This is a genomic window from Paenibacillus ilasis (genome assembly GCF_043195395.1).
Taxonomy (GTDB): Bacteria; Bacillota; Bacilli; order Paenibacillales; family Paenibacillaceae; genus Paenibacillus_AQ; species Paenibacillus_AQ lautus.
The window spans coordinates 4,358,285-4,383,437 of sequence record NZ_JBHDJG010000001.1 but is presented as its reverse complement, the minus strand read 5'-3'; the positions used below and the strand labels follow the sequence as shown (position 1 = coordinate 4,383,437).

General features: G+C 51.6%; 21 protein-coding genes. 17 read left to right on the top strand and 4 right to left on the bottom strand.

The features are described 5' to 3' along the window. The 11 genes from galE (at nt 1) to ACETK5_RS19770 (ending at nt 15,151) form a co-directional block, all read left to right on the top strand. Nucleotides 1-990 (top strand): UDP-glucose 4-epimerase GalE, encoded by a 990-nt coding sequence (gene galE, locus ACETK5_RS19820; protein WP_100535797.1) that lies wholly within the window; start codon nt 1-3, stop codon nt 988-990. A 19-nt stretch (nt 991-1,009) separates the two neighbouring features. Continuing rightward, nucleotides 1,010-2,599 (top strand): UDP-glucose--hexose-1-phosphate uridylyltransferase, encoded by a 1,590-nt coding sequence (locus tag ACETK5_RS19815; RefSeq protein ID WP_394057252.1) that lies wholly within the window; start codon nt 1,010-1,012, stop codon nt 2,597-2,599. 178 nt (nt 2,600-2,777) lie between these two features. Next, on the top strand, nt 2,778-3,941 hold the full coding sequence (locus ACETK5_RS19810; RefSeq protein WP_326114853.1) for an iron-containing alcohol dehydrogenase: 1,164 nt from the start codon (nt 2,778-2,780) through the stop codon (nt 3,939-3,941). Nucleotides 3,942-4,142: 201 nt separating this feature from the next. Next, nucleotides 4,143-4,676 carry a protease gene (locus tag ACETK5_RS19805; RefSeq protein WP_326114855.1) on the top strand — a complete coding sequence of 178 codons (534 nt, stop codon included), beginning with the start codon at nt 4,143-4,145 and terminating at the stop codon, nt 4,674-4,676. A 4-nt stretch (nt 4,677-4,680) separates the two neighbouring features. Next, the gene (locus ACETK5_RS19800) at nt 4,681-6,216 is read left to right on the top strand and encodes a flotillin family protein (protein WP_100535801.1); all 1,536 of its coding nucleotides are present in this window, start codon (nt 4,681-4,683) and stop codon (nt 6,214-6,216) included. A gap of 149 nt (nt 6,217-6,365) precedes the next feature. Next, the gene (glcT, locus tag ACETK5_RS19795) at nt 6,366-7,223 is read left to right on the top strand and encodes a glucose PTS transporter transcription antiterminator GlcT (protein WP_394057249.1); all 858 of its coding nucleotides are present in this window, start codon (nt 6,366-6,368) and stop codon (nt 7,221-7,223) included. Nucleotides 7,224-7,505: 282 nt separating this feature from the next. Further along, complete coding sequence (ptsG, locus tag ACETK5_RS19790; RefSeq protein ID WP_326114859.1) at nt 7,506-9,587, top strand: glucose-specific PTS transporter subunit IIBC; 2,082 nt, start codon at nt 7,506-7,508, stop codon at nt 9,585-9,587. Nucleotides 9,588-9,646: 59 nt separating this feature from the next. Further along, nucleotides 9,647-9,922: an HPr family phosphocarrier protein gene (locus ACETK5_RS19785; RefSeq protein ID WP_100535804.1), complete on the top strand. Its 276-nt coding sequence runs from the start codon at nt 9,647-9,649 to the stop codon at nt 9,920-9,922. Next, nucleotides 9,915-11,636, top strand: coding sequence for a phosphoenolpyruvate--protein phosphotransferase (gene ptsP, locus ACETK5_RS19780; RefSeq protein ID WP_394057247.1), 1,722 nt, complete (start codon nt 9,915-9,917; stop codon nt 11,634-11,636). Before ACETK5_RS19785 ends, ptsP begins: the two co-directional genes overlap by 8 nt. A 329-nt stretch (nt 11,637-11,965) precedes the next feature. Next, a complete protein-coding gene (gene pulA, locus ACETK5_RS19775) occupies nt 11,966-14,326 on the top strand; it encodes a type I pullulanase (protein ID WP_394057479.1) in 2,361 nt (786 codons plus the stop codon). Between the two features lie 195 nt (nt 14,327-14,521). Continuing rightward, nucleotides 14,522-15,151 carry a 50S ribosomal protein L25 gene (locus tag ACETK5_RS19770; protein ID WP_100535806.1) on the top strand — a complete coding sequence of 210 codons (630 nt, stop codon included), beginning with the start codon at nt 14,522-14,524 and terminating at the stop codon, nt 15,149-15,151. A gap of 78 nt (nt 15,152-15,229) precedes the next feature. Here ACETK5_RS19770 and ACETK5_RS19765 read toward each other — a convergent pair whose 3' ends face one another. From ACETK5_RS19765 to kduI, 4 genes are all read right to left on the bottom strand, one after another. After that, complete coding sequence (locus ACETK5_RS19765; RefSeq protein WP_394057245.1) at nt 15,230-15,997, bottom strand: transporter substrate-binding domain-containing protein; 768 nt, start codon at nt 15,995-15,997, stop codon at nt 15,230-15,232. 382 nt (nt 15,998-16,379) lie between these two features. Next, nucleotides 16,380-17,132, bottom strand: a complete 753-nt coding sequence (gene kduD / locus ACETK5_RS19760) for a 2-dehydro-3-deoxy-D-gluconate 5-dehydrogenase KduD (RefSeq protein ID WP_100535808.1) — start codon at nt 17,130-17,132, stop codon at nt 16,380-16,382. Nucleotides 17,133-17,214: 82 nt separating this feature from the next. After that, nucleotides 17,215-17,964, bottom strand: a complete 750-nt coding sequence (locus ACETK5_RS19755) for a DeoR/GlpR family DNA-binding transcription regulator (RefSeq protein WP_100535809.1) — start codon at nt 17,962-17,964, stop codon at nt 17,215-17,217. Between the two features lie 40 nt (nt 17,965-18,004). Further along, nucleotides 18,005-18,838, bottom strand: a complete 834-nt coding sequence (gene kduI, locus ACETK5_RS19750) for a 5-dehydro-4-deoxy-D-glucuronate isomerase (protein WP_100535810.1) — start codon at nt 18,836-18,838, stop codon at nt 18,005-18,007. A 276-nt stretch (nt 18,839-19,114) separates the two neighbouring features. Here kduI and ACETK5_RS19745 point away from each other — a divergent pair, with 276 nt between their 5' ends. The 6 genes from ACETK5_RS19745 (at nt 19,115) to urtE (ending at nt 25,121) form a co-directional block, all read left to right on the top strand. Next, the gene (locus ACETK5_RS19745) at nt 19,115-20,014 is read left to right on the top strand and encodes a glycerophosphodiester phosphodiesterase (protein WP_394057242.1); all 900 of its coding nucleotides are present in this window, start codon (nt 19,115-19,117) and stop codon (nt 20,012-20,014) included. A gap of 291 nt (nt 20,015-20,305) precedes the next feature. Next, on the top strand, nt 20,306-21,565 hold the full coding sequence (gene urtA / locus ACETK5_RS19740) for an urea ABC transporter substrate-binding protein (RefSeq protein ID WP_100535812.1): 1,260 nt from the start codon (nt 20,306-20,308) through the stop codon (nt 21,563-21,565). Nucleotides 21,566-21,624: 59 nt separating this feature from the next. Further along, the gene (gene urtB, locus ACETK5_RS19735; RefSeq protein ID WP_100535813.1) at nt 21,625-22,530 is read left to right on the top strand and encodes an urea ABC transporter permease subunit UrtB; all 906 of its coding nucleotides are present in this window, start codon (nt 21,625-21,627) and stop codon (nt 22,528-22,530) included. A gap of 15 nt (nt 22,531-22,545) precedes the next feature. After that, entirely contained in the window at nt 22,546-23,634 is a 1,089-nt protein-coding gene (urtC, locus tag ACETK5_RS19730) for an urea ABC transporter permease subunit UrtC (RefSeq protein ID WP_100535814.1), read from the top strand. Next, complete coding sequence (gene urtD, locus ACETK5_RS19725; protein WP_100535815.1) at nt 23,609-24,448, top strand: urea ABC transporter ATP-binding protein UrtD; 840 nt, start codon at nt 23,609-23,611, stop codon at nt 24,446-24,448. The genes urtC and urtD overlap by 26 nt, the downstream gene beginning before the upstream one ends. Beyond that, nucleotides 24,426-25,121 carry an urea ABC transporter ATP-binding subunit UrtE gene (gene urtE / locus ACETK5_RS19720; RefSeq protein ID WP_394057240.1) on the top strand — a complete coding sequence of 232 codons (696 nt, stop codon included), beginning with the start codon at nt 24,426-24,428 and terminating at the stop codon, nt 25,119-25,121. The genes urtD and urtE overlap by 23 nt, the downstream gene beginning before the upstream one ends. Nucleotides 25,122-25,153: the final 32 nt, after the last annotated feature.

Below are 25,153 nucleotides of genomic sequence, written 5' to 3'. Positions count from 1 at the left end.
ATGGCTATTTTAGTGACTGGCGGAGCGGGTTACATCGGTTCTCACACCGTAGCGGAGCTCTTGGAGCAAGGGGAAGAAGTTGTTGTGATCGACAGCCTGGAGACGGGACATCGCGAAGCGCTGCTGGGCGGAAAGCTGTATGTCGGCGATTTGCGCGACAAGGCGCTGCTGAAGCAATTGTTCTCGGAAAATGAGATTGATGCCGTTATCCATTTTGCCGCGAATTCTCTGGTTGGCGAGAGCATGAAAGATCCGGTGAAATATTACGATAACAACGTATACGGAACGCTGTGCCTGCTGGAAGCCATGAATGAAGCGGGCGTGCGTAAGATCGTCTTCTCGTCAACGGCCGCAACCTACGGCGAGCCTGAGAAGGTGCCGATCGAGGAAACGGACCGGACCCAGCCGACGAACGTGTACGGGGAAACCAAGCTGATGATGGAACGGATGATGTCCTGGTTCGATACCGTGCTTGGGGTGAAGTATGTATCCCTTCGTTACTTTAACGCAGCCGGCTCGCATGCCAGCGGAAAGATCGGCGAGGATCATCGGCCGGAGAGCCATCTGATCCCGCTTGTTCTGCAAACCGCTTTGAAGCAGCGCCCAAGCATCTCGGTGTTTGGCGACGATTACGCAACGCCTGACGGCACGTGTGTCCGTGATTACATTCATGTCAGCGATCTGGCAAATGCGCATCTGCGCGCGGTTGATTACCTCCGCCGCGGGGAATCCAGCAATGTGTTTAATCTCGGGAACGGCCTCGGGTTCTCGGTGAAGGAAGTAATCGAGACATCGAAGCAGGTGACGGGTGCCGATATTCCGGTTGTCATGGAAGCTCGCCGTGCAGGTGACCCTGCGGTATTGGTGGCGTCATCGGATAAAGCGCGAACGGTTCTCGGATGGACGCCATCCAGAACGACGCTTGAGGAGATTATCGAGAGCGCATGGAAGTGGCACAGCAGCCGTCCGGACGGTTACGGTGACAATTAATCCAAGGGGGACGATGAACATGAATGCTGCAACATCAAGTACTCCCGAATCCAAGCAGGTCCTTCATGCGATTGAAATGCTGGTGCGATTTGCGCTTCATAAAGGCCTGATCCAGGCAGCGGATGCGGATTACAGCCGCAATCTGCTGCTGGAGGATTTCGGGTTCAGCGAACCGTACGGTGACGAAGTGAACGACCTAATACCGGATGGGCCTCAGGCTATGCTCGACATCCTGATTGATTACGGTGCGGCGCATGGCATGATCCCGGAAAATACAGATACGTACCGGGACTTGCTGGACGCCAAAATCATGGGCCGTCTCATGGCAAGACCTTCGGAAGTGGCCGCTCGGTTCCGGACGGTTGAGCATGAGCAGGGGATCGTCGAGGCTACCCGACAATTTTACAATTTGTGCATCGATTCCAACTATATTCGGATGGATCGCGTAGCCAAAAACGAATACTGGCGGCATGCCAGCGCGTACGGCGATATTGAGATTACCATCAATCTATCCAAGCCGGAGAAGAGCCCGAAGGAAATCGCCATGGCCAAACTGCTGCCTCCGCCGATCTATCCGAAGTGCCAGCTCTGCCGGGAGAATGTGGGTTATGCAGGCAGGGTCAATCACCCGGCGCGGCAGAACCTGCGCATTATTCCGCTGGAGTTGAACGGTGAGCCATGGTTCTTCCAATATTCTCCATATGTTTATTATAACGAGCACTGCATTGTATTCCATCACGACCATGTACCGATGAAGCTGACCAAAGCGACGCTTGCCCGCCTTTTGAGCTTCGTCGATGCCTACCCGCACTACTTTCTCGGCTCGAATGCGGATCTTCCGATTGTCGGGGGCTCGATTCTCACGCACGATCATTTTCAAGGGGGACGACATACCTTCCCGATTCAGAAAGCGCCGAAGGTGGCCGGATTTGCGCATGGGGATTATCCGGACGTATCCGTGGCCATCGTGAAGTGGCCGATGTCGGTTATCCGGCTATCCTCAAAGGACCGGGAATCCCTCCTTGAATGCGCGAACAGTATATACGAGGGGTGGAAAATCTACAGTGATCCTTCTGCAGACATTGAAGCGTTCAGCGAAGTGGACGGAGAGCGGGTCCGCCATAATACGGTGACTCCGATTGCCCGCCGAAATGACGAGGGCATCTATGAGATGGACCTGGTTTTGCGGAACAATCGGACGAATGAGCAATATCCGGAAGGGATCTTCCACCCTCACCGGGAGATGTTCCACATCAAGAAAGAAAACATCGGCTTGATCGAAGTGATGGGACTGGCGATCCTGCCGGGCAGACTCAAGGAAGAGCTGGACCAAATCGCCGAGATTCTGGCGGGGGACGAGGCGCTGTATGCGGACAGCCAGGCCGCTGACCATCCGCTCGCCGTCCATGGCGACTGGATCGAGGAGCTGCGAGGACGGGGAATGACCGCATCCGATAAAGCCGGGGCCACCGAACTGATACGCCGTGAGGTCGGCAGCAAATTCACGACCATTTTGGAGCATGCCGGGGTATATAAACAGACGGCGGAAGGACAACAGGCATTTCAGCGATTCCTGAGCCATATGGGATACGTTCCAGACAGCAGATAGACATTCATTGATGGATATATGAGATATTGAAGTTAACGATAACTAGGATCATCATTCAAACAGCCGATTCTTTCTGGAGAAGGACGGCTGTTTGTTTTGCATAATGGGAATGGTATAGAATGAAAAAGCATGCACGATAGAATATAGATGCAAACAAGATGCCATGGAGGTAATGTACATGAGACCTTTTGTCTTTCATAATCCGACTCAGTTGATTTTTGGAAAGGGCAAGCTGAGTGCTTTAAGTAGTGAAGTGGCCAAATACGGCCGGAACGTATTGCTTGTATATGGTGGCGGCAGCATTAAGCGCAGCGGGCTGTACGACCAGGTTATCGCGTTACTGCGGGAAGCAAATGCGGTAGTCACGGAGCTTGCCGGTGTGGAACCGAACCCGCGCCTGTCGACGGTTCATAAGGGTGTGGCATTGTGCCGGGAGCATAACATTGATCTCATTCTGGCCGTTGGCGGCGGAAGCGTCCTTGACTGCTCCAAGGCCATTGCCGTTGGCGCCAAATATGACGGAGATATGTGGGATTTCGTAGAGCGCAAAGCGGCTCCGCAAGCGGGTCTTCCACTTGGAACGGTGCTTACGATGGCTGCAACGGGATCGGAGATGAACGGAGGCTCCGTTATCACCAATGAAGTAACCCAAGAGAAGATGGGCTGGGGAAGTCCTCATGCGTACCCCGCATTTTCGATTCTGGACCCTGTACATACGTTCTCTCTTCCGCGGGATCAAACGGTGTACGGTATCGTAGATATCATGTCTCACGTGCTGGAGCACTACTTCCACCAAGACACCAACACGCCCGTGCAGGACGGATTCTGCGAAACGATACTTCGTACCGTTATCGATACGGCACCGAAGCTGGTGGAGGATCTGGAGAACTATGAGCACCGCGAGACGATCATGTACTGCGGAACGATGGCGCTCAACGGTATGATCAATATGGGGATGGCCGGTGACTGGGGAACCCATAACATCGAGCACGCGGTATCTGCCGTATACGATATTCCGCATGGCGGCGGACTGGCGATCCTGTTCCCGAATTGGATGAAATATAATCAAAGTGCGGATCCTCAGCGCTTCAAGTCACTTGCCGTGAACGTATTCGGAGTGGACCCGGCAGGAAAAAGCGATGAAGCCATCGGATTGGAAGGAATTGAAGCGCTTCGCAGCTTCTGGACTTCCATCGGTGCGCCTAGCACACTGGGAGCGTACGATATTGACGACAGCCAGATCGAGGCTATGGCCGATAAGGCGATGCGGTTTGGTCCTTTTGGCAACTTCCGCAAGCTGCAGCGTGAAGACGTCGTGGAGATTTATCGGATGTCACTATAAGGGTTGTCCTGTCGTTATATGACAAGGAATAGAATCATTTCAAAGCCTGCCGGTTCATGCCGTGCAGGCTTTTTAATTGGGACGTGGAATATAGATATGAAGAGATTTTCATACGTTTGAGGGAAATAATTGAAACTTTAGCAAACATTTTGCCGTATTACTTGTTATACACAGTAAGGAATTCTAGAGGGGGCAATCAACATGGAAGCGTTATATTGGGGCTGTCTAATCGGTGGCGTGATATTTGCCATCGTAACCGTGGTGCTTGGCGACATACTTAGCTCGGCGCTTGACGGATTGTTGGACTTTTTGTCAGTGGATTTTTTCAATCCGGTTGTAATCGCTGGGGGAATCACCGTATTTGGCGGTACCGGAATCATGCTGACGAAATACACGGACTTAGCGGCAGGTGCCCATGTAACGCTGTCTGTCTTAGCGGCTATCGTCATTTCGATTCTCGTCTACTTCGGCTACGTTAAACCGATGGAGAACAGCGAGAACTCGACGGGCTTCTCCATAAAGGAGCTGGCGGGCATGATCGGCGTTGTCACCGTACCGCTTCCTGCAGAAGGATTCGGTGAAGTGATGGTTAAGATTGGCGCAGGCAACACAACGCACATCGCGTCTAGCTTTGATCGTCAAAATCTTGCCGCAGGTGTCCGTGTGGTGGTAGTCGACGTTGTTGAGGGTGTCTTGAGAGTGTCCGAACTGGAAGAACGAAAAGGAGAGGATTGATTCAATGCCAGAGTACTTAGTAATTCCGTCGATTGTTGTAGGGGTCATTGTCGTGCTAGGACTTGCGTTCTGGGCTCGTTACAAAACGGTGAGTCCGGATGAAGCGATGATCGTAACCGGTTCTTTTTTGGGAAGCAAAAATTTGTCGGAGGATGAATCCGGCCGCAAAATCAAAATCGTGCGCGGCGGCGGCGCTTTTATACTCCCCGTATTTCAGCGCTCCGAATTTGTATCGCTCTTATCTCATAAGCTGGATGTCATGACACCTGAAGTGTACACGGAGCAAGGCGTTCCGGTTATGGCCGATGGGGTAGCCATCATTAAAGTGGGAAGCTCGATCGAAGACGTGGCAACGGCAGCCGAGCAATTCATGGGCAAGCCGATTGAAGCGCTGAAGGGCGAAGCCCAGGAAGTGCTGGAAGGCCATCTTCGTGCCATTCTCGGCTCCATGACGGTAGAGGAAGTATACCGTAACCGCGACAAGTTCGCGCAGGAGGTTCAGGGTGTGGCTGCAAGAGACCTGAAGAAAATGGGACTTCAGATCGTTTCCTTTACCATTAAGGACGTTCGCGACAAGCATGGATATCTGGAAGCGCTGGGTAAACCGCGGATCGCTACGGTAAAGCGGGATGCCGAGATTGCCGAAGCGGAAGCGATGCGCGACGCGCGGATTCAGAAAGCGCGCGCGGAAGAAGAAGGACAGAAGGCCGAGGTAATTCGCGACACGAATATTGCGGAAGCCGAGAAGGAACGGGAGCTGAAGGTCGCTTCCTTTAAAAAGGAGCAGGATACGGCCAAGGCCGAAGCGGACCAAGCCTATCATATCCAGGAAGCCCGTGCCAGACAAACGGCGGTTGAGGAGCAGATGAAGGTTGAGCTCGTTCGTAAAGAACGCGAAATCGATCTGCAGGAAAAAGAAATCATGATTCGCGAGAAGCAGTACGACGCAGACGTGAAGAAAAAAGCCGAAGCGGATCGCTATGCTGTTGAGCAGGCGGCCGAAGCGGATAGGATCCGCAAGATGCGCGAAGCGGATGCGGTGCAGTACTCCATCGAAACTCAAGCTAAAGCTTCTGCCGAACAGAAGCGCCTGGATGGTCTGGCGGTTGCGGATGCCGAGCGTGCGAAAGGTACGGCCGAAGCCGAAGTCATTCGCCTGCGCGGTCTTGCCGAAGCCGATGCCAAGGAGAAACTCGCCGAAGCATTCCAGAAGTTCGGAGAAGCTGCGGTGCTCGACATCATCGTAAAAATGCTGCCTGAGCTTGCCGGCAAGATTGCGCAGCCAATCTCATCCATCGACAAGCTGACGGTTGTTGATACAGGCAAAGGCGAAGGAGCGGCTCGCGTGAGCAATTATGTGACCGAGCTGATGTCCACGGCGCCTGAAATGCTGAAGAGTGTGTCAGGGATTGATGTGGAAGAACTGATTAAGGGCCTGACAACGAAGAAAGCTGCTCCAGTCCAAAAGCCGGTAGCCGCCCAGCAGGAGCTTGTCCCGGTACCTGTAGCTGTAGAGACAAGTGCTGCGAAGGAAGAATAGAACGAACGGCAAGTAGGATTGGAATAGTGGTCACAGACAGCGGTACAGCGCTTTGGAGACCTTTGGCAACCACATATGATTTTGCCGCGCTCTTATATTTCTGATAAGATATCCGAGTATACGCGTATGAATCAAAAAGAGGTGCAAACGTGAGCAGCTTACAAGTGGCTAAAGTGTTGAACAATAATGTAATCATAGCGAAGCATCCTCAACATGGCGAGGTTGTTGTTATAGGCAAGGGAATCGGCTTTAACCGGAAGAATAAAGACCGTATTCTAGCCTCCGCTGCCGAGAAGATGTTCATTTTGACCAAACCGGAGGAGCAGGAGCAGTATAAGCAGTTGGTGCCTCACATCGATGAGAAGCTGATTGAGGCGATGAATGACATTATTCTGAATGCTGCCAAATCCAGCGACGCTCCTCTGAATGAGCATATCCACATTGCGTTGACTGATCATATCGCATTTGCCATTAAACGCCATGCCCAAGGTCTCTATATTCATAATCCCTTTTTGTACGAAACCAAAGAGATGTATCCTGAAGAGTACGAGATGGCGGAATATGCCGTCCGTACCATCCGGGAGAAGCTTGGGGTGGACTTGGGCCAAGAGGAGATCGGATTCATTGCCCTTCATTTTCACGGTGCGCTCACAAACCAGCACATTTCGGAGGTCCGCAAACATTCGGAGCTGATCGCCGATCTAGTACACACTGTTGAACAGCAGCTGGATTATGTCATCCCGAGGGATACGCTGGACTATTCCCGCCTGTTGACTCACCTCCGGTTTGCCTTGGAGCGGATTCGGCGGGGAGAAGCGGTGAACGAGACGAGTTCATTGGACGGTCTGCTGAAGCGTGAATATCCCGATACGTATTCCTTGGCATGGAAACTGACGAAGATGATGGAGCAGCGGCTGAAGAAGCCCGTATATCCCGCCGAGGCCGGTTATTTGACCATTCATCTGGAGCGGCTGGTCCAGCGTAAAGAGCAGGGCGAGCAAATGTGAAGATTTTATTAAGTCCTTCACCATGTGGTTGCAACGAAAAATGAACGGTGTTACAATACGAACAGTTATGAAGCATAAAACTTCAAATCAAACGTGTAACTGATTCGATCAGGCATGAGTATTACAGGAATTTGGTTGTTATTACCCATTTTTGGGTAATCTAATCCATGAGATTAGCCATCCATTTTCCCGTGGTTACTCATGCCTTTTTTTGATTTGGTTGTTTTATGATGCTCTACATTCAACTTTGTGACCACAACGAGATAGAGGGTGAGAATTTTCATGTTTAAGCGGCTTTTTGGTGTACTGCAAAGGGTCGGTAAAGCTCTGATGCTGCCCGTGGCCATATTGCCGGCGGCCGGACTATTGCTCGGCCTTGGAAATATGCTGGTCAACCCCGATTTCCTGCAATATGCACCGTGGCTTGATGCGGCTTGGGTTCAAGCAGCTGCCACGGTCATGATGAATGCGGGACAAATCGTGTTCACGAATTTATCCTTGCTGTTTGCAGTGGGGGTTGCCGTCGGCTTGGCCGGAGGCGAAGGTGTGGCCGGGCTTGCTGCTATCATCGGTTACCTCGTCATGAACGTTACCATGGGCAGCGTTATAGGTGTGACGCCATCGATGATTGGCACGAATTACGAATATGCCAGCGTGCTTGGCATTCCGACCTTGGCCACCGGGGTATTCGGCGGGATTATTGTAGGTATATTAGCGGCAAGCATGTACCGGAGATTTTTCAAAATAGAGCTTCCGTCTTATCTGGGCTTTTTTGCAGGAAAACGGTTTGTTCCGATTATGACGGCTGCAACGTCCGTTTTGCTTGGTCTGTTAATGGTCTTTATATGGCCTCCGATCCAGTCTGCGCTTAACACTGCATCCCATTTCATGCTGGAACAAAACCTGACGCTGTCCGCTTTTGTGTTCGGCGTTGTGGAACGCGGATTGATCCCGTTCGGTCTGCACCACATTTTCTATTCTCCATTCTGGTTTGAGTTCGGGGAGTATTTGAATCAGGCAGGTCAAATGGTGCGCGGTGATCAAAATATATTCATGGCTCAGCTTCGGGATGGCGTCGAGTTTACGGCAGGCACCTTCATGACGGGTAAGTATCCGTTTATGATGTTTGGTCTTCCTGCCGCTGCGCTTGCTATCTATCATGAAGCGAAACCGGAGAACAAAAAGTTTGTCGCCGGTATTATGGGGTCGGCAGCGCTGACCTCCTTCTTGACGGGGATCACGGAACCGCTTGAGTTCTCCTTCCTGTTCGTTGCACCGATCTTGTTCGCCGTGCATGCACTGTTCGCAGGTCTATCCTTTATGACCATGCATATTCTGGGTACCAAGATTGGCATGACCTTCTCCGGCGGTCTGATCGATTACATGATATTCGGTGTCATTCCGAACCGGACGCCATGGTGGAATGTACTCATTGTTGGTGCTATCATGGCGGTAATCTATTATTTCGGTTTCCGGTTTGTCATTCGGAAATTCAATCTGAAGACGCCGGGCCGGGAGGACGCTTCCGCACCTGAGTCGGAAACGGGCTCTCAGAGAGCAGGCGGTGACAGCAAAAATGATCTGCCGCTTAACATTCTGACTGCGCTTGGCGGCCAGCCTAACATTGCGCATCTGGATGCCTGCATTACCCGGCTACGGGTAGAGGTGAAAGACAAGGGCAATGTCGATAAGGCTAGGCTGAAACAGCTGGGTGCGTCAGGTGTGCTGGAGGTGGGGAATAATATCCAGGCGATATTCGGCACCCGTTCCGATACGATTAAATCGCAAATCCAGGACATTATGTCGGGTATAACACCGACTACCGCATCTAAAGCAGCGGATGTGGAGACGATGCCGACTGCTAAAGAGGAGCAGCAGGCTGGTCAGGACGGAGAAACGCTTGTCATGGAGGAGATCGTATCCCCAGTCGATGGGGAGCTTATGGATATTTCCCATGTGCCTGATCCTGTGTTTGCAGAACGAATGACGGGGGATGGATTTGCGGTATTACCTCATAACGGAACGATCGCTTCTCCTGTTAATGGAACCGTGTTTAACGTATTCCCGAGCAAGCATGCGGTCGGCATTATGTCGGATGGCGGCAAGGAAGTGCTTGTCCATATCGGCGTTAATACCGTTAAGCTGAAGGGGCAAGGATTTGAAGTTCTTGTACAAGAGGGGGATCTGGTATCCACGGGACAACCGATCATGCAAGTGGATCTGGATTATGTGAAGGCGAATGCCAAATCGATTATTTCTCCTGTGATCTTCTCGAATTTGCCGGAGGGAGCTTCCGTGAAGCTGAACAAGACCGGTGAAGTAAAAAGCGGTGAAAAAGGGATCATTACGATATCGAAACCTTAACTTCACGGTTATCTCAAGGATTCTAAAAAATTAAAATATACGAAAGTAGGATGATGAACATGCAACAAACATTCAGAATTATTGACGAAGATGGAATTCACGCACGTCCGGCAACAGCATTGGTAAATACGGCTAACAAATTCCAGGACACCAATTCATTTGCCGAAGCGAACGGCAGAAAAGTAACGCTGAAATCGATCCTGGGCGTTCTGTCCCTCGGATTGGAGCAAGGTGATACATTGACACTGATCACGGAAGGCGGCAATGAGAGCGAAGCGCTGACAGCACTGCAAGAAGTGATGGTGAACGAAGGGTTAGGCGAGCTTCATGAATAATCTGAAAGGAATCGCGGCTTCCGCTGGCATCGCGATTGCACGTGCATTTACACTGGAGCATCCTGATTACTCGGTTACGGAAAAGCAAGTGACAGACACGGATGCTGAGCTTGCGAAGCTGGATGCGGCGCTGGCTCAGTCCCAGGCTGAGCTTGAAGCGATCAAAGCCCGCACGCTTCAGGAACTCGGGGAGAAGAAGGCTGAGATTTTCGAATCTCACCTTCTCATCCTGAATGATCCTGAATTGATTGAACCAGTTAAAGCGAAAATCGCCTCTGAGTCGCTTAACGCGGAATACGCCTTAAATGAAACGGCAACCCAATTCATTCAAATGTTCGAGAACATGAAGAGTGCCTACTTGCAGGAGCGGGCAGCGGATATGCGCGACGTAACCAAACGTATCCTGAAGCATCTGCTCGGCCTGAATTATGTCAGTCCTTCAGAAATCAGCGAAGAAGTCATCGTGGTTGCAGAGGACCTGACTCCTTCGGATACCGCGCAGTTGAACCGTAACTACGTTAAAGGATTCACGACGAATATTGGCGGGCGTACCTCGCATTCTGCCATCATGGCCCGTTCGCTTGAAATTCCGGCTGTCGTCGGAACGAAAAACGTGCTCTCTTCGGTCCAAAACGGGGATTTGATCATCGTTAACGGACTGGAAGGGGACGTCATCATTAATCCTACGGAAGCCATCGTGGCCCAGTACCGTGCGAAGCAGGATGCCTACGCCAAACAGGTCGAGGAATGGAAGAAACTCCGTTCCGAACCGACGGTATCCAAGGACGGGATCCATGTGGAGCTGGCCGCCAATATCGGGACGCCGAACGATGTAACCGGCGTGTTGGAGAATGGCGGAGAGGCGGTAGGACTGTATCGCACGGAATTCCTGTACATGGGCAGGGATAAACTTCCTTCCGAAGAGATCCAGTATGTCGCCTATAAATCGGTACTGGAGAAAATGGAAGGCAAGCCGGTTGTTGTCCGCACGCTCGATATCGGCGGGGACAAGGAGCTGCCTTATTTGGATCTTCCTAAGGAAATGAATCCGTTCCTGGGATTCCGGGCCGTTAGGTTGTGCCTGGACCGTCAGGATATTTTCAGAACACAGCTTCGGGCACTGCTCCGCGCAAGCGTCCACGGCAATCTGCGAATCATGTTTCCCATGATCGCGACGCTCGGTGAGTTCCGCGAAGCCAAAGCGCTTCTGGAGGAAGAGAAATCCAAGCTGGTAAGCGAAGGCATTCCGGTATCTGAGGAGATCCAGCTCGGGATCATGGTGGAGATTCCATCCACTGCGGTGCTCGCGGATCAGTTTGCCAAAGAGGTTGATTTCTTCAGTATCGGAACGAATGATCTTATCCAGTATACGATGGCGGCTGACCGCATGAATGAACGGGTTGCTTATCTGTATCAACCCTATAATCCGGCGATCCTGCGACTGGTTAAAATGGTCATCGATGCCGCTCACCGCGAAGGCCGCTGGGTTGGTATGTGCGGTGAAATGGCAGGTGACGCCACGGCGATTCCGATTCTCCTTGGTCTCGGGCTGGATGAGTTTAGCATGAGCGCTACATCCATTCTTCCGGCGCGCAGCCAGATCGGGAAGCTGTCCCGCAGTGATATGCAGGCACTTGCTGCCAAAGCGCTTGAAATGGGTACCGCAGAGGAAGTAGTGGCTCTGGTGGAATCCATTGAGGTAACAGGCGAGTAAACGGAAGACGCCTTGAGCGATGTGAGAAATTAATGAAGCACTTCGTTTGTTCTGGGACTCTACCAATCTTTTTCCACTATAGCCATACATTGACAACATCTGTCCATTTGGGCAGATGTTTTTTTTGTCTAAAGAAAGACACCCGGCATATTTGCTAGTATAATAGCCTAAATATATAGTTATTTGGCATCAAACCCAAACCAAAACAGGGCTTTTGGCATATCATGATATATGAAAGCGTTCTACATTCATGTGCTAGAGGTCTGTCTTATGATTCAGGCGCCCATACTAGGAAGTAAATCTACTTATAAGTGACGGTGATGATGACTATGGACATGATCAAGAGCTGTACAAGTGTTAAGCTGGGGGCTACCTACCGAAGAGAGGGAACGGCCTTTCAGGTGTGGGCTCCGGATGCGGTTCATGTGAAACTGGCTTTGTATGAAGGTCCGGGAGAGTATAACGAGCAGGGTCTCGTAACGGATCACGAGAGCGGTACTTTATATTCGATGGAATGTAATAGCGACGGCATATGGTCGGCTGTCATAAACAGAGATCTTCACGGAACCTATTATATGTACCGAATCGAGTCAGCGGACGGCGTCGTTTGTTATGCCGTTGACCCCTATGCAACGGCGGTGTCCGCCAATGGATGCCGCGGCGCGGTTGTTGATCTGGCGAAGAGCAATCCGCCGGGGTGGGAGCAGGATGTTAGACCCACGCTGCTGAAACCTACGGATGCGGTGCTCTATGAGCTTCACGTACGCGATTTCTCGATTCATACCGATTCGGGAATGAAATATAGAGGGAAATACAAGGCATTCACGGAGGGGGGCCTGCGGGATTCCGAAGGGAATACCATTGGACTGGATCATCTTCAAGAATTGGGTGTGACCCATGTGCATCTGCTGCCGGTATTTGATTTTCGAACGGTCAATGAGCTGGATGGCTATGCAACCGGCTGCTTAAGCCGCGAGTATAACTGGGGCTATGATCCGCAGAATTACAATGTTCCTGAAGGTTCGTATGCGACAGACCCTATGGATCCGATGGTGCGCATCCGGGAGCTGAAGGAGATGATTCTGGCTCTGCATGCAAGGGGAATCCGTGTCGTCATGGACGTGGTTTACAACCATACGTATACGGTGGATGACGGTCCGTTTGAACGATTGGCGCCTGGGTATTTCTATCGTAAGGATGGATACGGAAATTTATCGAACGGTTCAGGCGTAGGCAACGAGCTCGCTACGGAGAAGCCGATGGTACGCAAATACATCAAGGATTCCCTAAGGTACTGGGCCGAGGAGTATCACATCGACGGATTTCGGTTTGATCTGATGGCTCTGATCGATACAACAACGATGAAAGAGATTGTAAGCGAGCTGCGGCGTGAAGTGGATCACTCTCTTCTGTTTTATGGTGAGCCATGGACGGGAGGCTTAAGCCCGTTAACGGAGCAGACCGTCAAAGGAAGCCAGAAGGGTCAAGGCTTCGCTGTATTTAATGATCATTTTCGGCAGGCCATCAAAGGTGACAATGACGGGCGCGGCCCTGGATTTGCTACGGGCGAACCGTGGTGCGAGGGTGCTATCGTTGAAGGGATGATGGGCTCGATCCATGATTTTGCGCTTCATCCGGAAGAGACGGTCAATTACGTCACCGTGCATGATAACTTGAATCTGTGGGACAAAATTTTAGTGGCACACGGGATGGAGGAACAGGCAGGACTGCTCCGTCTAATGGACGGTAGGCTGGTTAACGGCGGCGATATATGGCAGGCAACCGCTGCATCCAAGCCTTATATCGATATTCCTGATGAAGCTGTGATGTCGGCAGCGCCTGTGCGCCGCAGCTTGCTGGCTAACGGCATTGTACTGCTCTCTCAGGGGATTCCGCTGCTGCATGCCGGCGATGAGCTGCTTCGCACGAAATTTGGCGATCATAACAGCTACCGCAGCGGGGATGCCGTTAATGCCATCCGCTGGTCGAACAAGAAACGATTCAAACCTGTGTTTGATTATTACAAAGGCCTTATTGCCCTGCGCAAAGCCCATCCGGCATTTCGCATGGCGGCAAGAGAAGAGATCGAGAAACATATGGAAGTGCTGCGCAGCAGCGATCGGATTATCGCTTACCGGTTAACGCATCATGCCGCACAAGATAGCTGGGGACAAATTGTAGTGATCGTGAACGGGAATGAGCATGAAATGACGGTTGATCTGCCGCCTACCCCTTACCGCTGGAACATCGTAGTGAACGATTGCCAGGCAGGTACAGATACGATCGACACGTTGGACCAGGGAGCTATCGCGGTCCCAGGGCTGTCGCTGATGGTGTTGTACGAGGATCAGACCCAGAAGAAGCAGGGATTGATTACCGTTGAGATCGAATACGAGAGACGTGATCAAGCATATGATGGCTGGAATGTATGGGTGTGGGGAACGGGTGTGCAGGATGGCAGCGTGCCATTCACTAAGGCGGACAGCGGCAAAGCCCGAGCGGTCTTCCATGCAACTTCCGGAACCAAGCGGGTCGGCTGTATCGTCAGGTTGAATGATTGGGAGGATCGGGAAGGCGAGAAAGACTGGTTTATCGATATTCCGCCAGACGAAACAGAGGTACGGATTTCGCTGCCAAGCTCCAAAGAAAACGGCTCTGCGGGCCAAGAGCAGCGGGATATGGCGAGTTGAGGATTGTATTGTAAAAAAAATAAGGAGCCCTCCTTTTGTACTGAAAGGGGGGCTCCCATTATTTATATTTCAAAAGGGGTATCATTCATTACCCACTGGATTGAAATTTAAAACATCTGAAACTCATGATTAGTTAGCAGGTAAATAGGGTAATAATGAGATAGACTTTGTTTTCGATAAAGGAGGATGTCACTCATGTCAAAAGGAAACACAGTTCAACTCCAAGCAGATGTTCGTGATGAGTTTACCCGGGCTTCTCGCCGAGTGCTTCGCGAAAATGGCGGAATCCCTGGCGTAGTATACGGTGCGGGCGAGGAAAGCATCCCCGTTGCTGTTAATTTCAAGGATACGGCCAAGCTGTTCCACACCGGAAGGTCGGAGGTGTTCCAGCTTGATATTCCAGGCTCCGGTAAAATTCCGGTTTTGATTAAGGATATTCAAAAGAGACGCGGCACTGTATCCCATGTGGACTTTCTGCGGATCTCCATGAATAAGCCGGTTCGTGTCAGCATTCCGGTGGATTATCAAGGCACTGCTGCCGGAACGAAATCTGGCGGTATTCTGCAAACCCAGGTGACCGAAATCGAAGTAGAGGGATTGCCAGGCGAGCTGCCTTCTACCCTCGAAGCGGATGTATCCGCTCTGGAGATTGGCGACAAGCTTACGGTTGCAGATATTAAAGTACCGGAAGGTATTACATTACACGCTTCGGATGAGGAGATTCTCGCAACCGTCATCGTGCCTCGTGCCGTTGAGGCTGCAGAGACAGAGGATGAAGCGGACGCTGAGGAAGCGAATGCGGGAGAGACAACCGAAGAGTCATAATATGCACATTAAAAAGGCGCTTGCTTTTTGCTGGTATCCAGCGGAGCAAGCGCCTTTTTGTCAGGGATATTGATAACTCTATTTACCCTTTCGATCATGGATGCCTTTATAACTCATTGGGGCGTCTCCAAAGTATTTGTTCCAAATGGTCAAATATGTTCCGTCCTGCTGCATGGTAGCCAGTGCATTGTCAACGGCGGCCACGAGATCCGGATTCCCTTTGACAAAGGCAGCGGAAATCTCGAACACCTGATCGGCGGATTCGGCGGCAGCGACCGGAAGATCCGGGAACTGCTGCTTCAGGTTGGTCACGGATAACTGGTCCGAAATGACAGCATCCAGGTCTCCATTTGCGAGCTTGTTGGCTGCGTCTGATATATATTTGATCGGGACGATTTCCGCTCCATGCTTCTTGGCCATATCCTTATAGATTCCGGTCGGGTTCAGGCCGACACGCTTGCCCTTGATATCCGAGAAGGTACGGATTTGATCTTCGCCTGAGGAACGCACAAGCAGAACCGGGGTAGAGGATAGATAAGCGACGGAAAAATCATAGAGGGCCCGCCGGTCCGGCCGGTCTTCAATCTGGTTGAATACGGCGTCGTATTTGCCTTCCGTCAGCCCTGACAGCAGATTCTCCCACTCGGTTTCAACGAATTCCGCTCTTAACTCCATATGACGGGCAACCTCTTCAGCGATCTCCACATCGAAACCTGTAAGTCTTCCGCCCGTTCCATGATAACTGAAGGGGGGATAATCCCGTTCCGTTGCAATTCGCAGCGTTCCGCGTTCCACAGCATTCCGAAGCAGGAAGCCGGTGTTCACCCGGTAAGGATTTACGCCCATGTTGGGGGTTGGCACCCGGTCATTGCTGTCAGGCGTGCATCCGGTAAGTATAATTGACCCGATCAGTGTGAGTAAACAGGCAAAACTAATCCAACGTATCGATATTGTTCCGCGCATGACTCCAGAAACCATCCTTTCTTTATTCACGGTCCTTCGAGGCCCATTTCGTAAAGTTAGGATGTCCCAAAGGATGGTTCGTATATTCGTGAAATGTCGGTACGCGGCAAGAACTTAGGGGCGATAATCCAATTTAAGAGGAAAATGGACGGAAAAGAGACTGTGCTTCCTCTGCCTGCAGCAGCAGCGGACATGCACAGCCTCTTTTCGTTAGATTGGGTTGAAGCTTAGGTTGACATGGTTTTGATCCAGCGCTTTATGATCCTTAACGGGCCATCCATCCGCCATCAACACAAAGTACATGTCCGTTCATATAATCCGAAGCGGCGGAAGCGAGGAATACGGCTGGTCCGCCAATATCCTCGGGTTTACCCCAGCGTCCGGCAGGGATACGGTCCGTAATGGAAGTGCGCCGTTCCTCATCCTGACGGATGGCTGCCGTATTATCGGTTTCGATATAACCGGGAGCAATGCCGTTCACCTGGATGCCGCTGGCTGCCCATTCATTGGCCAAAGCTTTCGTGAGACCGGCAACCCCATGCTTGCTTGCTGTATATCCGGGTACATTGATTCCGCCTTGGTAGGACAGCATGGAGCAAATGTTAATGATTTTGCCGCTGCCGCGTTCAATCATATGTCTTCCGGCCAATTGGGACAGTAAAAATACGGTGTTCAGATTCAAGTCAATCACGTCCAGCCAATCCTGCGTGCCATGATCCTTGGCCGGTGTCCGCCGGATAATGCCGGCATTATTGACGAGAATGTCCACGTGCCCCGTTAGCTCCAGCGCTTGGTCAAACGTCGGCTGGAGCTTGCTCTGGTCGCTTAGATCGACCTGGATTTCGGAAGCTTTTCTACCGAGTGAAGTGATGGCATTTATCGTTTCGGCGCTTGTATTCATGGACACGGCAACGATATCCGCACCGGCTTCGGCTAAAGCTATCGCGATGCCTTGCCCCAGTCCTCTGGCGGAACCGGTGACAATTGCCGTTTTGCCTGATAAATCAAACCTGTTCATGCTCCGTAAATCCCCTCTCATTTGCTCTCTATTAGAATAAGTATGAAGCTAGGCCGGTCTTTGAGTTTCATGCGTCGTGCGTTTACAGCATGGTAACGCCGGCGCCATCATATTGTTTGACCGTCTCGGGAGACAGTCCCGCATCGGTAATGATGCCGCTGATCTCCTGCAGGGATGAAAAAGTCCTTAATGCCGTTTGCCCGAATTTATGATGGTCGACAACGGCATAAACCTCCAGCGAGGTTTCGATTAATGCCCGTTTGAAAGGGATCAGGTCCCCGGTATATACGGACAATCCATGATTAAGATGGACACCCGTGGCGGATATGAATGCTTTTTGAATGTTCAGCTGCGTTACATACGATACGCCTTCGGGGCCTGCGAGCATGTTCCGGACCCGGTAACCCCCCGGAACGACCAAACGGATATGATTCTTGGTCGCCAGTTCGCTGATGATATAGACATCGTTCGTAATGACTGTTAAGGGCACGTCCTCTAGCCTCCGGGCGATCTCCAGCGTGGTGCTGCCTCCGTCCAAGGCAATGATGTCGTCGGTATGGATATGCTTCAGCGCTTTCAGGGCGATTTCGGTCTTTTCATTCGGGTTCTTGGCAAGCGGTTCTTTGGATGGCAGGATGCCGAATTGATCGCTGTGCGCAAGCACAGCTCCGCCATGCACACGAACAATTAGACCCTGTTCCTCCAGCTTGGTCAGATCCTCCCGAATGGTTTTTCCGGTCACTTGAAGCTGCTGGCTTAGATCGGCGACAGTCACTTCTTTATGGGTTAGAAGGTACTCCATTATTTTTTCGTAGCGTCGTAACGGGTTCATATGAATCTCAACTCTTCCGTGGGTTAATGGATAATCCCCTCTATTTTAAATCTTTCATGGACACCGGGTCCATATCATCATAACGTTTATTATCTCCAGCCATGCCCCAGATAAAGGTATAGTTGCTTGTGCCTACGCCGCTATGGATCGACCAGCTTGGCGAAATCACGGCTTGTTCATTGCGCATGACGATGTGCCGCGTTTCATTAGGCTCGCCCATCAGATGGATGACAACCGCTTCTTCCGGTAAATCAAAATAGAGATAAGCCTCCATGCGTCTTGGATGCGTATGGGCAGGCATCGTGTTCCACATGTTTCCTTCTTTCAGCAGGGTCATTCCCATGACAAGCTGGGCGCTCTCAATGCCTTTTTGATGGATGAAACGATAGATCACGCGATCATTGGAATTTTTGATATCGCCCAATGCGCTGGAATCGGCTTCCTCCAAAGTGGCTTTGGCTGTCGGGAAAGATTGGTGCGCCGGGGCAGAATTCAAATAGAATTTGGCCGGATGGGTTGGATCCGTGCTTTTAAAAATAACCTCTTCGGTGCCCATGCCAACGTACAAGCATTCTTTGTTGTTCAGCTCATGCTCCGCACCGTCAACGAGTACGGTACCGTGTCCGCCAATATTGATAATGCCAAGCTCACGGCGTTCCAGGAAAGAGGAAACACCCAGCTCTTTCAGGTCCGTTTCCAGTTTAACCTGTTCTCGAACGGGGGCTGCGCCACCGATAATCAAACGATCTTCATGCGTCAGGACAAGCTCCAGCTTGTCAGGCGTAAACAGGACAGGGATATGGAATTCCTTGCGGAGTCTTTCTGTGTCAAATTGTTTCACTTCGTTGGGGTGTGAGGCATAACGTCTTTCCATTTTCATTCATCTCCTCATAATTCTATTTTTAATGAATTTATAATGTTCATATAAGTACAAATTACTCCATTTACGTTCATATTACAAGAGATAAAATAAAAATGAACAAGAATTATACCTGGTGAACATCGTGCTGACTTCATGTATATCTGACTGAACTTGGAGCGGAAGGGGAAGAATTAGCATTAGATGGGAATGGGGCAGGCTGTCCCGAAATGATCCCCCAGCGAGGTAGCCATGAAGTAAACAAGGTACAACTAGGAGATTGATAGCCTAATGAAAAGAATGTTGATTATCGCAGCAGCTGTGCTTGCAGTGACCGGTTCTCAAAATACGGCAGACGTTCCGCATTATCCTTTTCATCAAACCAGGGAGCAGGAAGTCTGGATGAGGTCCGAGGATGAACGCGATCAGTCCTGGGTCAATATTGCCCACCGGGGGGCATCGGGGTATGCCCCGGAAAATACGATGGCTTCTTTTGGTAAAGCATTTGATATGGGAGCGGATATGCTGGAACTGGATGTCCAATTGAGCAAGGATGGACAGGTCGTTGTGATTCACGATTCCACCGTTGAGCGAACCACTGATGGGCAAGGAGAAGTAGGAGATTTAACCTTCGAGGAGCTGCGTATGCTGGATGCAGGTTCATGGTACGATTCGGCATTTAAAGGAGAAGTCATTCCTGCATTAGCGGAGGTGCTTGAGCATTTCGCAGGACGAATCGGTTTGTTGATCGAATTGAAATCTCCCTCCCTTTACCCGGGCATCGAGCAAAAGGTCGCAGACGATTTGAATAGGTACAACATCGGCGCTGATGGTGGCGAGAGGTATAAGGACCTGATCATCGTGCAGTCAGCAGATACGGACTCGCTGCTTCGGTTCCGCAAGCTGATGCCCGATATCCCGCTGGGCGTTATCATCACCAGTGCGGGCGACTTATCCAAGCAGCGGCTGGAAGATATGAAGGCCTATGCGGAGTATGTGAATGTATCGATGAGGCTGGTATCCAAAGGACTGGTTCAAAAGATACATCAATCCGGGATGAAAACGATGGTCTGGACCATCCGGGATATGCTGCAAATTCCGTATGTGCTTCAAATTAATGTGGATGGGATTATTACGGATTATCCGGACCGGGTGCCGATATCGATTTCGAACAGGAAAATGATCAGATAAATTGCGCAGCGGTGTTGACAACCTTTTGAGGATAAAAGGTTGTCTTATTTATGTTAGTTAAAATAACAAAATTGTCCGGATTCAAAGTAAGTTGAGGGGATTATTTTATAACTATGTTATATAACATTACACAAACTACGGGTTGACACGACATTTCTATAAATAATAAATAAAATAATGTCATAATTATTGACATAGGAAATAAAAGGCAACTATAATGTGGAATAACGAACAGAGAAGTTAGGTTGCAAAAGAAATGTTCGGAAACAGAAAAAAGGGAGTTGGGAGCGAATGAAGAAACAAAGCGTGATCGTTAAAGGATGGGCCTCATTTGTTTTATGTGCAATTTTGATGTCAGGCTGCGTGACGGAAAAGGAAGCCGCCCCAACCGCCGGAGCGGATAACGGCAGCCCGCCGGTAGAAACCGCAGGCGATTCGATTAAGGTCGGTATTCTTCACTCCCTCAGCGGAACGATGGCCATCAGCGAGGTATCGGTTAAGGATGCGGAGATGCTTGCCATCGAAGAAATCAATGCGGCAGGCGGCGTGCTCGGCAAGCAGATCGAACCCGTGATTGAGGACGGTGCCTCGGATTGGCCGACTTTCGCGGAGAAGGCGGGCAAACTGCTGCAGCAGGATAAGGTTGCCGCCGTATTCGGAGGGTGGACCTCCGCCAGCCGGAAAGCCATGCTCCCTGTTTTCGAACAGAATAACGGCCTTTTATTTTATCCGGTCCAATATGAGGGGTTGGAATCCTCCCCCAACATTTTCTATACGGGCGCAACAACCAATCAGCAGATCGTGCCTTCGGTGTCTTGGCTGCTGGAGAACCGCGGCAAAAAAATATTCCTCCTCGGATCCGATTATGTGTTTCCGAGAACGGCCAACAAGATCATCAAGGCCCAGCTGACGGCCGAGGGCGGCGAACTGGCTGGCGAGGAATACACGCCGCTGGGCCATACCGATTTCAGCACGATTATAGCCAAGATCAAAGAGGCGAAGCCCGATATCGTTTATAACACGCTGAACGGCGACAGCAATGTTGCCTTCTTCAAGCAGCTGAAGGATGCGGGCATTACTTCCAAAGATATGACCACGCTGTCCGTCAGCGTTGCGGAGGAGGAAATCCGCGGCATCGGCGCCGATATACTGGAGGGTCATCTGGCAGCCTGGAACTATTATCAGTCTACCGACACTCCGGAGAACAAGGCATTTGTTGACAAATACAAAGCAAAATACGGCGCTGACCGCGTGACGGCTGACCCGATCGAAGCGGGATATACCGCGGTGTACTTATGGAAGGCTGCGGTGGAGAAAGCAGGAACAACGGAGGTGGCTAAGGTGAAGGAAGCGGCAAAAGGCATTGAATTCGCCGCTCCGGAAGGAAAAGTAACCATTGATGGCGAGAATCAGCACATTCATAAAACGGTGCGCATCGGCGAGATGCAGGCGGACGGGCAATTTAAGGAGCTCTGGAATTCGGGAGAACCCGTTAAACCGGATCCCTATCTGAAAACCTATGATTGGGCGAAGGGATTAAGCGGAGAATAAAGCTTCATCTCATGCATAGATGGCCCTCGGGCTTTTTCGTGAAAGGAGGTTCACCCCAGATGGAAATGACGATCCTGCAAGTGTTTAACGGACTCAGCGTCAGCTCGATCCTGTTATTGATTGCTCTTGGCTTGGCGGTGACGTTCGGCTTGATGAATGTCATTAATATGGCCCATGGCGAGCTGATCATGATCGGTGCTTACTCCACGTACGTCACCCAAGGCTTGTTCACTGCGTATATGCCGAAATCCTGGTTCGACACCTATTTCATTGCAGCTTTGCTTGTATCTTTCTTGGTTGCAGCCGCCGTTGGCTGGCTGCTTGAAATGGTTCTCATACGCCATCTGTACGGCAGGCCACTGGACAGTTTGCTCGCCACATGGGGCGTCGGGATGATGCTGCAGCAAATCGCAAGGTTTATCTTCGGCGCACCCAACGTGGCCGTAACCAGTCCCTCTTGGCTGAACGGCGGGCTTGCGATCACCCCAAGCATCGTCCTTCCTTACAAGCGGCTGTTCATTATCCTATTGGTGGCCGCCGTTCTGACGGCCATGTATTTCTATATTTACAGAACGGTTCAAGGCCGAAGAATGCGGGCGGTCATGCAGAACCGCAGCATGGCCGGGTGTCTCGGCATTTCAACCCGGCGCGTGGACGGCCTCACGTTTGCGATCGGCTCGGGCATTGCCGGTATTGCCGGCTGCGCGTTGACGCTGCTCGGCCCGATCGGTCCTTCGATCGGCACCTACTATATCGTCGATGCTTTCATGGTGGTGGTGCTTGGCGGCGTTGGAAAGTTGATCGGCACGGTTGCCGGGGCGCTGGGCATCGGCGTGTTCAATACGCTGTTTGAGACCTACACTTCGGCATCTATCGGCAAAGTGCTGGTATTCGCCTGCATCGTGGCTTTCTTGCAGTGGAAGCCACGCGGGCTTGTTGCGCTACGAACACGCAGCCTGGATTAGAGAGGAGGGGATGATATGGTGCTGAAATGGTTGACAGGAACCCCCGGCAGCCGATCGAAACGGATTTTGTGGAGCGTTGTGCTGCTTCTGATGTGTATGGCGCCTTTGTTCACGACCCCTTTTCGCCTCGGATTGCTGACCAAATTTCTGGCTTTGGCGATCCTGGCGGTCGGGCTGGACCTGATCTGGGGCTATGGCGGCATTCTAAGTCTGGGGCACGGCGTGTTCTTTGGATTAGGCGCTTATGCCATGGCCATGTATTTGAAGCTGGACGCCAGCGGCTCGTCTCTGCCTGATTTTATGGGATGGAGTGGGGTAACGTCTCTCCCTTGGTTCTGGGAGCCTTTCCGATCGTTCCCCGCGGCCTTGATACTCGGAATGCTGCTTCCGGCCTTGCTCGCGTTAATCCTCGGATTTTTTACGTTCCGCAATCGGATCGTTGGCGTGTATTTTACGATCCTTACGCAGGCCCTGGTCATGATCGTGGTTACGCTGTTTGTAGGCAAGCAGGAGTGGACGGGTGGCACGAACGGGCTTACGGGATACAACTCCATATTGGGTTTTAATCTGAACGCGCCGTCAACGAAAATCGGATTGTATTTTGTTACACTGGCCGCTCTGGCAGGAGCCTATATTCTGTGCAGAAGAATTGTGAACAGCAGGGTGGGTCAGGTGCTGGAAGCATCAAGAGATGGAGAGAACCGGGTGCGGTTTCTGGGGTTTGACCCTTCCCGTTACAAGACCTTTGCCTTTGCCGTATCGGGCGGTCTGGCCGGCCTTGCAGGCATGCTGTTTGTCCTTCAGGTCGGCATTATTTCACCGTCGATGATGGGCATCGTCCCGTCCATTGAAATGGTGCTCTGGGTTGCTCTCGGCGGCAGGGGAACGCTGATCGGCGCGATTATTGGCGCCGTGCTGCTGAACGCAGCCAAGACCGGGATCAGCGAGGCTTATCCGGAAGGATGGCTGCTCGTATTGGGCGCTTTGTTTGTCATCGTTGTTGTGTTGATGCCAAAAGGCTTGATCGGATTGTGGAGCAAGGTGGTTTCGTCATTATCCAAAAGAGGAGGGACTGTCCATGCAGCCGTACGCAAAGAGAGCTGATATGCCGCTCGCCGTCCATGGAGAAGTCAGAGACATCGGTATTTCCCCTATCGTGCTGTCCGCGGAGAACATGACGGTCACGTTTGGCGGGTTTGTGGCGGTAAACGGCATGAATCTGGCGCTGCGCCAGCATGAGCTGCATTTTCTGATCGGCCCGAACGGCGCGGGAAAAACCACGATGCTGGACGTGATCTGCGGGAAGACAAAGCCTGCTGCAGGAAGGGTGCTGCTCGGAGACGGCCTTGAGATCACGAGAAAGCGGGAGTATGAAATCGCGCGTCTCGGCGTGGGCCGAAAATTTCAGGCGCCATCGATATTTCCTAATCTGAGCGTCAAAGAAAACCTGGAGCTGACGGTCGATCCCGATCGAAGCGTGTTCCGGGCGCTGAAGGCCAGGAGAAATCGGTGCACCACGTTCGAGATGAAGAAGGTTCTGGAGTTGATCGGGCTGCCCGATCGGCTTCACGTTCGGGCAGGCTCTCTGTCGCATGGGGAGAAGCAATGGCTGGAGATCGGCATGCTGCTTCTTCAGAAGCCGCGGCTTCTGCTTCTCGATGAGCCGGTAGCCGGGATGACGGACGAGGAGACGATGAAGACCGGTGAGCTCCTCCAGCGTATCGCCAAGGAATGCTCCGTCGTTGTGGTTGAGCACGATATGGAGTTTGTGCGCTCTTTTGCCGCCAAGGTTACCGTGATGCATGAAGGGAAGCTGCTGAAGGAAGGCTCCATGCAGGAGATTCAGCGCGATCCGCTGGTAGCCGAGGTTTATCTGGGAAGAAGGAGGGAAGCGAATGCTCAAGCTGCAGGGCATTGAATCGGGCTACGGGGAGAGTCCCGTCCTGCGCGGCGTATCCATGGTTGTCGACCCGGCGAAGGTCGTGTGTCTGGTAGGGCGCAACGGCGTCGGGAAAACCACACTGATGCGGACCTTAACCGGGCAGCTGAAAATCCGGCAGGGGCGGATGACTCTTGGCGAGCAGGAGGTTACCGGCTGGGATTCCGTAAAAAGGGCGAGAGGCGGCATCGGGTATGTCCCGCAAGGGCGCGAGATTTTTCCACAGCTTACAGTGAAGGAGAATCTGCTGCTCGGACTTGAGCCATGCGCGCCGAGGAGGAAGGCATTTCCGGAGGATGTGTTAGCCCTGTTTCCAGTACTGCCGCAAATGTACCACCGTCAGGGCGGCGATTTAAGCGGCGGACAGCAGCAGCAGCTCGCCTTCGCGAGGGCGCTTGCTTCCCGGCCCAAGGTGCTGCTGCTCGATGAGCCGACCGAAGGAATCCAGCCTTCCATCGTAGAGGAAATTCAAGACGTCATCCGGGGCATCAAAGCCAAAGGGGAAACGTCGGTCATTCTGGTGGAGCAGAGCATCGAGTTCGTCCGGAGCGTGGCCGACTATATCTATCTCATGGATAAAGGCACAATTGTCGCCGAAGGGGTACAAGATGCCATCGATATGGAGCAATTCGAGCATTATTTGACGGTATGAAGTTTATTTATACGGGTAAATATCGTGTATTA